We start from the raw sequence: 10,974 nt of genomic DNA on the forward strand, positions 1-10,974 counted from the left end.
GCTCTCATTCGTCCCCTCGAACAACGAGGAATCCATGGCCAGACGGCGGAACAAGGGGGAATCCGGTAAGCCGCTGCTGCGGTCGGCGCGCTCCTACGCCGGCCTGTCTATCGGCGCGGCGGTTGTCACCTTCGCGCTGAAATTCCTGGCGTACAAGCTTACCGATTCCGTGGGTCTGTTGTCGGACGCGATGGAGTCCGTGGTGAATCTCACCGCGGCGATGATGGCGTTCTGGATGCTGACCGTTGCCAGTCTGCCACCGGACAAGGAACACACTTACGGGCACTCCAAGGCGGAGTATTTCTCCAGTGGCGTGGAAGCAATGCTGATTCTCGTGGCCGCGGGGAGCATCGCATGGGCCGCCTGGGGACGTTTGGCCCACCCGCAGCCGCTGGAGCATGTATGGCTTGGCCTGGCGGTTTCCGCTCTGGCTGCGGCGATAAATGGTGGCGTGGCAACGGTCCTGTACAGGGCATCCCTGAGGCTGAATTCCATCACGTTGCGCGCCGATGGGGCCCACCTGATGACGGACGTCTACACGTCCGGCGGCGTCATCGTGGCCGTGACGCTCGTTCAGGCGACCGGCTGGATCATCCTTGACCCCCTGATCGCTTTCCTGGTGGCCGTGAACATCATTTGGACCGGCTACCGACTGATGAACGATACACTGCACGGCCTGCTGGACTCGGCGCTCCCGCCCAGGGAACGCCAGCTTGTTGAAACCGTGCTGGACCAGTACAGGGAGCGCGGCGTCGATTTCCACGCATTTCGCAGCCGGATCGCCGGCCAGCGCCGCTTCATCAGTGTGCATGTGCTGGTTCCCGGAGCCTGGACGGTGCAGGAGGGGCACAACCTGGTCGAGCAGATCGAGTACCAGATCCACACGGCCATACCCAAATGTACCGTAACCACTCACGTGGAGCCGATGGAAGACCCGATCGCATTCGCGGACCAGAATCTGGATCGGGAGCAGAGCTGAATCCGCCTCGCCGCCGCGACCCCCTCCGTGGCATAGTTGGGCGTGGAGGACCTCATGCTCACAAGACATCAGATCGGCTTCTTCGCGGAGAACGGATACCTGCACTTGAAGGGCGTCATCGCGGCCGACGAACTGGCTCTGCTTCGCGCAGCGGCGGATACGCTGGCAACCGACGCTCAGGATCGCCTCGGGAGCGCGGAATACTTGGCCGCGCTGGAACGCGCCCGTCCGGACTGGATCGAACACCCGGACACGCATTATGTGTACGCCGACCACGCGGGCACGCTCAATTTCCACCGGGTGGAACGCATGTGGACCCGGGATCCAATCTTCCGCTATGTCACCATGCACCCGATAGTCCTCGACGCTGTGGGGAGCTTGTTGAACGCGGAATTCTGGCCGCGCGGCGGTTCGCTGGTGTACAAGATGCCGGGGCACGGAGAAGCTGTTCCCTGGCACCAGGACATCCCCTACTACTGGCGGCGGACCATCGCGGACATTCCGCGCCCGCGCACGGAAACGTTCCCGGCGCCGAACTTCACCACGGATTTCTATCTGGACGATTCCTACCGCGACCGCGGCGGCCTGTGGTGCGTCCCCGGCTCGCATAGACGGGGAAGCATCGACGTGGATGCCATGGTCGCCGTCCACGGCTTCAACCTGCCGGGCGCGATACCGCTGGAGGCCGAGGCGGGAGACGTGCTGTTCCACCACGTGGCGGTGCTGCACGGATCGAACACAAACACTTCCACAAGCCTGCGGAGAACCTTCTACCAGCACTACATGACGCAGGCCGTTCTGGAGGACGCGTACTGGGATTGGCCGGACCTGAAGACCGATGAGGAGAACGAAGCATTCTGGGCCGAGGCGGCGGAGGGCCGACGCGCGATGGGTCTGTGAGGGATCCGCGGTCTGCGTGGGGTGGCGCGCCCTGGCGGGGCCGGCAGGAATATGCCGGGCTGCAACCAATCGATATCCGGTTCGCGTCCAATCCGGCGGGGGACGAATCCGGCGGAGCCGTGTTACAATCCTTACGTATGCTCACTTACCAGGTGCCGTCTGGGGTTGAAGGGACATCGGCGTGGACGTCCGGCGCCCGGCGATAGGGCGGCTCTCGGGAGTGACTCCGTTGGCCCGAGGCAAAACGTTCACCGGCGGCGCCCCCGCGCCGTACGGTTTCAATAGGAAAGGAATTCATGGATATGAGAGCTCATCTTCACTTGTTGGCGATGCTGGCGCTCGCCGCCGGCACAGGTTCAGCCGTTCTGGCGGCGCCGAAGATCCAGTTTGACAAAGAGATACTCGATTTCGGGACCGTTTTGGGCGGCGCTCCCATCAATGCGTCTTTCCAGTTCAAAAACGTTGGCGATACGGACCTCGCGATCACCAACGTTCGCCCGGGGTGCGGTTGCACCAAGGCAGAGGCGAAGAAGACCAAGCTTGCGCCGGGCGATTCCTCAACCATCGAGGCGGTGTTCAACAGCACGGGGTACAACGGACCCATCAACAAGAGCATCTCGGTGACCACCAACGACGCATCCCGGCCCTCGCTTGCGCTCCAGATCAAGGCAGTCATTTCGGCGGGCGCCATGGTAAAGCCGGCGTCAATCAGTTTCGATAACCTGCGCATTAACGGCACGAAGACCTACACGCTGACGGTGACCCCCGCCAACCCCAGGACCTTCGAAATCACCAAAGTCGTGCCGGTGGGAGAGCACGTTTCCGTGCCGGGTTTCCGCAAAGTGGAGACCAATGCCGGAGCCTACTGGGAGGTCTACGTGGTCGTTAAGGCGGGCAAGGCCGCAAGCCGCGTGATGGAGTCCATTAAGATGGAGACCAGCCTGGGCCCGACCGTTCCGATTACCGCCACGGTCTACGGGAATGTCGTCCAATAGCCCAGGCGGCCGGAGCGCTCTGTCACGCTTACGACGGCCCCTGGCTGGCGCGGCGCTGATCGTGGTGCAGGCGGCTGCAATCGGGTTGGGGGCGAACGCCGTCAACCCGAAAGGCCTGCCTTGGATCCGGGTTCCGCTGCGTGAGACGCATCGCGTGGCGACCGCGGAGGAGGTGCGGCCATCATCGCCCGTCCGCCCGGCCGCGCGTCCCGTTGAACCGGCCCCGGTCGCCGTGCCTGCCCCCTTGAAAGTGGCGCGTCCGCCGGCCGCCACCCCGGTTCCCGATGCGATTCCGGAGCCGGCGCCCGCGACGGTCACCGTCCCACCGCCGGCTCCCATCGTGAAGGCGGTCCCCGTGCCATCGAGCAAGCTTGCACCGAAGCCCGCCGCGAAAAATGTGGCGCACCTTTCTCCGCCCGTGAAGCCTTCGCCCGCGGCCCCGGCCGCCGTGAAGCATGAGGCGCTGTTCACCTCGCTGACCGACGCCAAGGCGCTGTTCGACGCGAAGGACGCCGTATTTGTCGATGCGCGGCATCAGGCGGACTACGAGGCGGAGCACATCGCGGGAGCGAGAGACCTTTTCGTGGACGAAGTCGGCACATTGTACGAAGGCGCTCTGGGCGGCGTTCCGAAGAATCGAACCATCGTGACCTACTGCAGCGACCCGCGGTGTGACGCCGCCATCAAGCTGGCCGATGCGCTCGTCGCCCGAGGGCACACGCGCGTGTTCATCCTTCTGGAGGGGATACCGGGCTGGCGTGACGCCGGTTATCCCACCGCGAAGGGGGGTACGCCGTGAAATCCGCTGTTCTTGCGAACCGCTACGTCGCGCTCGGCGCCCGCTGGGTGCTGGGGCTCGTCTTCATCGCCTTCTCGCTGGGCAAGATCATCGACCCGGCGACGTTTGCCGACAGCATCGCGGCATACCGCATCCTCCCGGTTGCGGCTGTCAACGTGTTTGCGCTGGTGATGGCCTGGACCGAATTTCTGGTGGGTATATCTCTCCTGAACGGTGTGGCTTATCGAAGCGGCGCGCTGTTGGCGGCAGCGTTGAATTTCGTCTTCATCGTGGCGGTGGCCAGCGCGATGGCACGCGGCCTGAGCATAGAATGCGGCTGCTTCACTGTCGCGAAAGAGACGGTCGGCTGGTCGCTCCTTATCCGCGACACCGTCTTCCTGGCGCTGGCGATGGTGGTGCTCCTGAATCGCGACCCCGCCGAATCGGCTCCCGCGAATTAACCACAGAGGCACGGAATTCGCGGAGTGACCCGGTGGTTGTCTAGCGACCTTTCCATCCCGGCAGCGTGCCGATCACCGAGTCAACTGACGTGTGCAAGCCGTCTGCGGAGGTCATCGCCGCCGTCTTAGCGACAGGATTCACGGAATTCGCGCACGTGCTGACACCGATTGCGAGCATCAAGGGGACGGACTGAGGGATGAGCATTCCGCATTTGGCCCGCTTGCGGTACAATAGCCGTAGAGGTATGAGATGACTGTCACCATGGATGCGACATTTGATGGCAAAGCTTTTATCGCAGACGATCCGGTTGGCCTGCCCCCCGATACACGCGTGCGCCTGACAATCGAGAGCGTTGCCGAAGTACGTGAACAGACGTCCTTCCTGAAGACTGCGCTATCCTTGAACCTTGACGGCCCAGCAAATTGGTCAGAGAATTACGAGGATTACCTGAACGCACAGCGTGCCAACATGCATGAGTAAAGTCTTTCTCGATACTTCCTACGCTATCGCGCTTTCCGTTCCGAAGGATCCGCACCACGCCCGGGCACGAGTGCTTGCGACCGAGCTGAGCGGCCTTCCCTCCCAAATGGTCACAACCACAGCGGTCTTGCTCGAGATCGGTGATGGTTTGGCGGGATTCGGTTACCGCAACGCAGCACTCGTTCTCATAGACGCCCTTCAGGGAGATCCGGATGTCCAGATCATATCCCTAACTACCAGCCTCTTCAATCGGGCGCTCGATCTCTACCGTTCACGTCCAGACAAGGAATGGGGGCCTTACGGACTGCGTCTCGTTCGTGGTGATGCAGGATATGGGCATTACGGACGCTCTCGCCGCCGACCGCCATTTCGAACAGGCTGGGTTCAACGCGTTGTTGCGTGACGGCTAGCGATCCGCCCTCGCAGATGCGGCCGGCCGGAACCGCCACTCCCCATGGCTCGTCCCAACAACGAACAAGGCCCCATCTTCAGAGCCGCCAATCGCAACTCCAGCTTCATTCATCGCCACCGAAAGGTCCACACCGATGCGAAAACCTGTTGTTGAGTTGCCGCCCAAGCAGCGGCAGCCCTACGAAAAGCCGACCGTAGAAAGTGAGCAGATGTTCGACACCACGGCGCTGGCGTGTGGGATGTGCACCTCCGGCCCATTCCCTCAGTTCGCCTGCGGCCAGCTGCCGCAGTACTGAGCGATCGCACCAGGATGCGGGCGAGGCATCCGCGCTCCCTTGCAGAGATGCCCCGGATGATCGTCTCATCCGGGGCATCTTGTCATCTGCGAATCGTTCCGCGGGTTAGCAGTCCTTGCCGAAGTCCGCTTCGAAGGCTTCGGTGAGCTTGGCGGCCCAACCGTCAATATCGGTGAGCTTGCCGAGGAAGAACCGGAGCACCGGCGGCTCATCGGTGAACTTCAGCCCCTTCACCAGGTTGCGGTGTTCGTACAGCCAGGCCAGGCGGTCCACCACGTAGTCCATGTGGCTCATCGTGTAAACGCGGCGCGGGACGGCGAGGCGGGCCAATTCCAGATCCGACGCCACTTCGTTGCCCTGCGCGTCACGGTCGGTGGAGATCGTGCCGCGTTCCATCGGACGTACGCCGGAGGCCAGGTAAATCGCAGCGGCAAGCGCGCCGGCAGGGTATTCGAGGCTTGGGATGTGCGGCAGGAAGCGCCTGGCGTCCACGTGGCCGGCGAGGCCGCCGGCGGGGGTCACAGCCGGAACGCCGCGCGCAACCATCTGGTCCACGAAGTACTGAATCAGGTCCGCGCTGGAGGAGGCCACGTTGATGTCCACCATCTCGCGCATGCCGACCGCCATCGCCTCGATTTCCTTGGATGACATGCCGCCATACGTGAGGAAGCCCTCGTACACGGGCAGCCACGGCTTGAGCTGTTCATACAGCTTCGAGTCGTTCGTGGCGATGAAGCCGCCGCGCACACATGTGCTCTTGCGGCCGGAGAGGTAGCAGAGATCCACGAGCGACATCATCTCTTTGATGATGTCCGCGACCGATACATCGGCGTACTCGGCTTCGCGGGCGTGGATGAAGTAGGCGTTTTCGGAGATCAGACTGGCGTCGATGATGAGCGGTATGCCGTGCTTCGCGCAAATGGTCTTCACGGCCTTCAGGTTGGCCATGCTGAACGGTTGGCCGCCGATGAGGTTGGTGGTCGCCTCCATCCGCACGAAGGAGAGGGCCTCGGCGCCGCGCTCCGCGATGACCTTGTTCAGCCGGTCCAGGTCCATGTTGCCCTTGAACGGGTTGCAGGACTCCGTGTCCAGCGCGTCCTTCCCGTAGAGTTCCAGAACTTCGCCGCCACCCATCTCGAAGTGGGCCTTCGTGGTGGTGAAGTGGTAGTTCATCGCAACTGCGGTGCCTTCGCGGACGAGCACTTTTCCGATCAGGTGCTCGGCGGCGCGTCCCTGGTGGACCGGGAGGCAATACTTCAGGCCGAACACGTCCTGAACGGCTTTTTCGAGCCTGTAGAACGACTCGCCGCCGGCGTAGGCGTCATCGGCGACCATCATCGATGCCAATTGGTTGTCGCTCATCGCGTTGGTGCCGCTGTCGGTAAGCATGTCGATGAAGACGTCCCGCGTGCGCATCAGGAAGGTGTTGAAACCGGCCTCTCGCGCCGCTTCCAGGCGCTGGGCAGCAGGGGGAAGGGAGGTGCTCTGCACGATGCGGACTTTATGCATCTCAATGGGCAGCACCCGCCCGGTGGACAACTTAACGTTCATTCAAATCTCCGTTGGTGGATTTATCAGGCGACATGGTGCATACTAGCAGATTTTGGGTTGGGTGTTGGGACGGCGGTAGTTAACTGGAAACGGGGAAACGGGGAAATGGGGCAATGGGGCAATGGGGAAATGGGGAAACCGGACTCGGTCGCATTTCCCAATTACCCCATATCCCCATTTCCTGTCCGTTATGTGATGCCCTGGACCGTCCCATCCGGGTCCAGGCGCATTTTCACGGCGGATGGGGTGTGCGGCAGGCCCGGCATCGTGAGGATGCTGCCGGCGTACACAACGATGAAACCCGCGCCCGCGCTCACCTTCAGTTCCCGAACGTGGACGCGGAAACCATCAGGGCGGCCCAGCGCTTTCGGATTGTCAGAAAGCGAGTACTGCGTCTTGGCGATGCAGATCGGGATCCGATCGAAGCCCGCCCCCTCCAGGTCCTTTATCTGCCCGGCGGCCGTGGGGCTGAAATCCACCCCGTCGGCGCCGTAAATGGCCCTGCAAACCGTGTCGATCTTCCCCCGGATGGAGATGTCCAGCGGGTAAACTGGCCGGAATCGCGGTTCCGTTTCACTGACGCAGCTCACAAGGCGCGCCAGTTCCTCGGCGCCCGCGCCTCCGCGCGCCCATACGTCGCACGGCGCCCAGTCTATCCTCGCGGAATCCAGCCAGCCCGCCAGTGCCGCGATCTCCTCCTCCGTATCGGCCGCGAACCGGTTAATGGCGACCACCGGCCTGAGCCCGAAGGCGCGCACGTTTTCGCAGTGCTTCTCCAGATTCGGAATGCCGGCCAGGACAGCCTTGGGCTTCGGCTTCGTGATGTCTTTCAGCGGCACGCCGCCATGCAGCTTCAGCGCCCGGATGGTGGCTACGACCACGGCCAGGCGCGGCGTCAGGCCGGCGCTCCGGCATTTGATATCGCAGAACTTCTCCGCGCCGAGGTCGCTGCCGAATCCTGCTTCGGTCACCACGAAATCGGCGGTCTTCAGGGCCAGACGCGTCGCCAGAACGGAGTTGCAGCCGTGGGCGATGTTGCCGAACGGGCCGCCATGCACCAGCGCGGGCGTGCCTTCCATGCTCTGCACCAGGTTGGGCCTTAGCGCGTCCTTCAACACTACGCTCATGGCGCCCACCGCCTCCAGCGTTGCCGCGGTTACCGGCTTTCCGGTTTTCGTGTTGGCCACAATCACGCGGGAGAGGCGCTCTTCCAGGTCCGCCCGGCTCGTGGCCAGGCACAACAGCGCCATGATCTCCGATGCCGTGGTAATATCGAAGCCCGACTGTCGCGGTATCCCGTTCGCTTTGCCGCCCAGGCCGATCACGATGTCCCGAAGCGATCGGTCCGAGAGATCGATAACCCGCTTCCACGTGATGGAGTGCAGGTCGATGCCGGCTTCGTTCCCGTGGTACAGATGGTTGTCCAGCATCGCGGCCAGCAGGTTGTGCGCAGTGGTGATGGCGTGGAAATCACCGGTGAAATGAAGATTGATGTCCGATGCCGGCACCAGTTGAGCGAGCCCGCCTCCGGTCGCCCCGCCTTTCACGCCGAAGCACGGCCCCAGCGACGGTTCGCGCAGCGCGATGCACGTTTTCTTGCCGATCCGCCGCAGAGCGTCCCCCAGTCCGATGGAGACGGTTGTCTTGCCTTCCCCGGCCGGCGTCGGCGTGATAGCAGTGACGAGGATCAGGCGTCCGTCCGGCGTGTCCCGTCGTTGCTCCAGCGCCTCCAGCAGCACTTTAGCCTTCCGGCTGCCGTACGGCTCAATTTCGTCCGGCGCCAGGCCCAGTTCGGCCGCCGTCTCGGTGATCGGACGCGGGGACAGGATCAATGAAGGATCCGCATACGGATTCATCAGGAGCGCTCCTTTCGCCATCCCGCGGCATCCCGTGTTGAAAGGGCTTGGTTGAGCATGTGATATCCCACCTTGTGTCCCGGGGCGGGCCTGAACGAACCGCGCCGCTGCGGCGCGGCGGGGACGTCCTTCCGGCGGCGTCTGCCGCAAACGCCCTGCCTCGAATTCAGTCCAAAAGATCCTTGCACTTGATTCTATTGCAGTGTGCTACAATATAAGTGGGTGAATGGTAATTCCGCGTGCTAATCATTCGCTCCAAGCGTCCAACCGGAGGAAGTGGGAACGAAATCGCAGGGTCGGACCACCCGGTTCCTGCACCCGAGCCAGATTGTGAAAACCCCCACAGGGGCATTCTCGGCTCTTTTTCCACCGCCCCTTACGGCCACATAACACGATGGCACGCGACGGAAGGACTTGCCCTCGAACGGAATCGCTTCGAATCTGGGATGACAGTCGCATCATGACCGCAAACGTGGCGGAAAGCGGCGAGCGCCCCTGACATCACATCGTCCTAACTCGCATGCTCCCGTGGGCTTATCTCCGTTCGCCGGCGCTCCCTTCTCTCTTGAGCCGTCCGGCGGCTGAAGGAAAACCCCCCGCACGTATCGTGCTGCCTGGCAAGCCCCGGCGCTATCACACCGAATTCCCAACGACGGCCCGCGGATAGAGTCAAAGAGAAGGAGACCCCCTATGGAAAGGTTCGGTCCGGCGGTACTGGTGCCACTCACGCCTGAGGAAGTCCAGAAAGCACTCGCGGCACACCCATTTGTGCAGGGAATGGAACCCGCCCAACTCAAATTGATGTCCGACATTGTCGGCTATGAGCATTTTGACGCCGGTAAGCGCATCTTCCAGGAAGGCGAAGCCGCGGACAGGCTCTACCTCGTGATCTGCGGCACCGTTGCCCTGGAGGTTTTCAACCTCAATCAGGGGACTATCCCGATCCAGACCGTTGGCGCCGGCGAAGTCCTCGGCTCCTCCTGGTTTGTCCCCCCGTATCGCTGGAAATTCGACGCCAAGGCTGAGAAACCCACGGAGACTCTCGTCTTCAACACGGATCTTCTCCAGGAAATGTTCGCCAAGGACAACGCCTTCGGATTCGAGTTCATGAAGCGCATGGCTATGATCGTTGACCAGCGCATCACCGCCGCCAAAGAGCAGTTGCTGGATATGTATGCCTATCGCAAATAGGGGCGCCCACGCGCGGCCCCCCGTATGGGCCGCCCGCCGGACACCCCACCTGTAATCATCCTTGGTCCCAAAGTGGGCGCCCATCCCCGGCGCCCCATCGGGTGTTGTTATCTAGGAGTCGACCCGTGAACGACAGTCTCTCTGGTCCTAACTCGACGGATCTCGCCGCTCTGGACAAAGTGATCGCGCATTACGCAGGCGAAAACGGTTCGCTGATACCGATCCTTCAGCAAGCGCAGGATATCTTTGGATACCTGCCCCGCAGCGTGATGAGCCACATCGCGCGCAAAACCCGCACACCGCTCCAGCAGGTGTTTGGAGTCGCCACCTTCTACTCGCAGTTCTACCTTTCCCGGCGCGGACGCCACATCGTCAAGCAATGCGACGGCACAGCCTGCCACGTTCGCGGCGCGGGCAAGATCATCGATACTATCGCATCCGAGTTCGAAATGCACCCGGGTGAGACGACCGATGACTTCAAATACACCTTCGAGGTTGTCTACTGCCTCGGATCGTGCGGCCTGGCGCCCGTCGCCGTCGTGGACGAGAAGGTGATAGGACGCCTCGCGCCAAAGGACCTCGTGCGCAGCATCCGCAACCTGGAATAGGCCGGACCTCCGCTGCGAACTGGAGCAAATACAGATGGCCATGATCAAAGACAAAGAGCAGCTCGCCGAATTGCGGGACAGCCTCAAGGCATCGCTGCAAGAGAAACGCACGGCGGGCGCGCGCGTGCTCATCGGAATGGGAACGTGCGGAATCGCCGCCGGCGCCCGGGACGTGATGGACGCCGTTCGCGCCGAACTCACCGTGCGCGAAATCCCGGCGGACGTGGTCTCCGTGGGCTGCATCGGCATCTGCCAGATGGAACCCATTGTGGATATCGAACAGGGCGGCCGCACACGGGTCACTTACCCCAACGTCACCCCGGAGATGGTTCCCCGCCTGATTGAAGAGCATTTCGACAAGGGCCGCATCGTCGAGGAGTGGGCGGTCGCCCGCCTCGATTCCAACGGCCTGGCATGACACACAGCTTGAGATTTGCAACTTGCATTTTTCGGTTTGCAATTCTCCG

The 10,974-nt window shown here is 62.4% G+C and carries 12 protein-coding genes; 10 read left to right on the forward strand and 2 right to left on the reverse strand.

Going from position 1 to position 10,974, the window contains the following annotated elements:
• The first annotated feature begins 34 nt into the window (after positions 1–34).
• The 7 genes from VGM51_02815 (at position 35) to VGM51_02845 (ending at position 4,997) form a co-directional block, all read left to right on the forward strand.
• Positions 35–979, forward strand: coding sequence for a cation diffusion facilitator family transporter (locus VGM51_02815; GenBank protein ID HEY3411968.1), 945 nt, complete (start codon positions 35–37; stop codon positions 977–979).
• A 54-nt stretch (positions 980–1,033) separates the two neighbouring features.
• Positions 1,034–1,879, forward strand: a complete 846-nt coding sequence (locus VGM51_02820; protein HEY3411969.1) for a phytanoyl-CoA dioxygenase family protein — start codon at positions 1,034–1,036, stop codon at positions 1,877–1,879.
• A gap of 302 nt (positions 1,880–2,181) precedes the next feature.
• The gene (locus VGM51_02825) at positions 2,182–2,874 is read left to right on the forward strand and encodes a DUF1573 domain-containing protein (GenBank protein ID HEY3411970.1); all 693 of its coding nucleotides are present in this window, start codon (positions 2,182–2,184) and stop codon (positions 2,872–2,874) included.
• Positions 2,861–3,673: a rhodanese-like domain-containing protein gene (locus VGM51_02830; GenBank protein HEY3411971.1), complete on the forward strand. Its 813-nt coding sequence runs from the start codon at positions 2,861–2,863 to the stop codon at positions 3,671–3,673. The genes VGM51_02825 and VGM51_02830 overlap by 14 nt, the downstream gene beginning before the upstream one ends.
• A complete protein-coding gene (locus VGM51_02835; protein HEY3411972.1) occupies positions 3,670–4,113 on the forward strand; it encodes a MauE/DoxX family redox-associated membrane protein in 444 nt (147 codons plus the stop codon). The genes VGM51_02830 and VGM51_02835 overlap by 4 nt, the downstream gene beginning before the upstream one ends.
• A gap of 250 nt (positions 4,114–4,363) precedes the next feature.
• Positions 4,364–4,594, forward strand: coding sequence for a hypothetical protein (locus VGM51_02840; protein ID HEY3411973.1), 231 nt, complete (start codon positions 4,364–4,366; stop codon positions 4,592–4,594).
• Positions 4,587–4,997, forward strand: a complete 411-nt coding sequence (locus tag VGM51_02845) for a PIN domain-containing protein (protein HEY3411974.1) — start codon at positions 4,587–4,589, stop codon at positions 4,995–4,997. Before VGM51_02840 ends, VGM51_02845 begins: the two co-directional genes overlap by 8 nt.
• Before the next feature lie 409 nt (positions 4,998–5,406).
• On the opposite strand, the gene VGM51_02850 is transcribed toward VGM51_02845, so the two are convergent.
• On the reverse strand, positions 5,407–6,852 hold the full coding sequence (locus VGM51_02850; protein HEY3411975.1) for a tryptophanase: 1,446 nt from the start codon (positions 6,850–6,852) through the stop codon (positions 5,407–5,409).
• Positions 6,853–7,040: 188 nt separating this feature from the next.
• Entirely contained in the window at positions 7,041–8,729 is a 1,689-nt protein-coding gene (locus VGM51_02855; protein HEY3411976.1) for a formate--tetrahydrofolate ligase, read from the reverse strand.
• A 669-nt stretch (positions 8,730–9,398) separates the two neighbouring features.
• On the opposite strand from VGM51_02855, the gene VGM51_02860 reads away from it, so the two are divergent.
• From VGM51_02860 to VGM51_02870, 3 genes are all read left to right on the forward strand, one after another.
• Positions 9,399–9,899: a Crp/Fnr family transcriptional regulator gene (locus VGM51_02860; GenBank protein ID HEY3411977.1), complete on the forward strand. Its 501-nt coding sequence runs from the start codon at positions 9,399–9,401 to the stop codon at positions 9,897–9,899.
• Positions 9,900–10,024: 125 nt separating this feature from the next.
• Positions 10,025–10,507, forward strand: coding sequence for an NAD(P)H-dependent oxidoreductase subunit E (locus VGM51_02865; protein ID HEY3411978.1), 483 nt, complete (start codon positions 10,025–10,027; stop codon positions 10,505–10,507).
• Positions 10,508–10,541: 34 nt separating this feature from the next.
• Entirely contained in the window at positions 10,542–10,925 is a 384-nt protein-coding gene (locus VGM51_02870) for a (2Fe-2S) ferredoxin domain-containing protein (GenBank protein ID HEY3411979.1), read from the forward strand.
• Positions 10,926–10,974 lie beyond the last annotated feature (49 nt).

Source organism: Armatimonadota bacterium (assembly GCA_036504095.1).
Lineage (GTDB): Bacteria > Armatimonadota > DTGP01 > JAKQQT01 > JAKQQT01 > DASXUL01.

What these genes read in the sequence shown, in the direction of transcription:
- VGM51_02825 (HEY3411970.1), top strand. Translation starts at nt 2,182, where the DNA reads ATGAGAGCTCATCTTCACTTGTTGGCGATGCTGGCGCTCGCCGCCGGC.
- VGM51_02860 (HEY3411977.1), top strand. Translation starts at nt 9,399, where the DNA reads ATGGAAAGGTTCGGTCCGGCGGTACTGGTGCCACTCACGCCTGAGGAA.
- VGM51_02840 (HEY3411973.1), top strand. Translation starts at nt 4,364, where the DNA reads ATGACTGTCACCATGGATGCGACATTTGATGGCAAAGCTTTTATCGCA.
- VGM51_02850 (HEY3411975.1), bottom strand. Translation starts at nt 6,852, where the DNA reads ATGAACGTTAAGTTGTCCACCGGGCGGGTGCTGCCCATTGAGATGCAT.
- VGM51_02830 (HEY3411971.1), top strand. Translation starts at nt 2,861, where the DNA reads ATGTCGTCCAATAGCCCAGGCGGCCGGAGCGCTCTGTCACGCTTACGA.
- VGM51_02855 (HEY3411976.1), bottom strand. Translation starts at nt 8,729, where the DNA reads ATGGCGAAAGGAGCGCTCCTGATGAATCCGTATGCGGATCCTTCATTG.
- VGM51_02845 (HEY3411974.1), top strand. Translation starts at nt 4,587, where the DNA reads ATGAGTAAAGTCTTTCTCGATACTTCCTACGCTATCGCGCTTTCCGTT.
- VGM51_02870 (HEY3411979.1), top strand. Translation starts at nt 10,542, where the DNA reads ATGGCCATGATCAAAGACAAAGAGCAGCTCGCCGAATTGCGGGACAGC.
- VGM51_02820 (HEY3411969.1), top strand. Translation starts at nt 1,034, where the DNA reads ATGCTCACAAGACATCAGATCGGCTTCTTCGCGGAGAACGGATACCTG.
- VGM51_02815 (HEY3411968.1), top strand. Translation starts at nt 35, where the DNA reads ATGGCCAGACGGCGGAACAAGGGGGAATCCGGTAAGCCGCTGCTGCGG.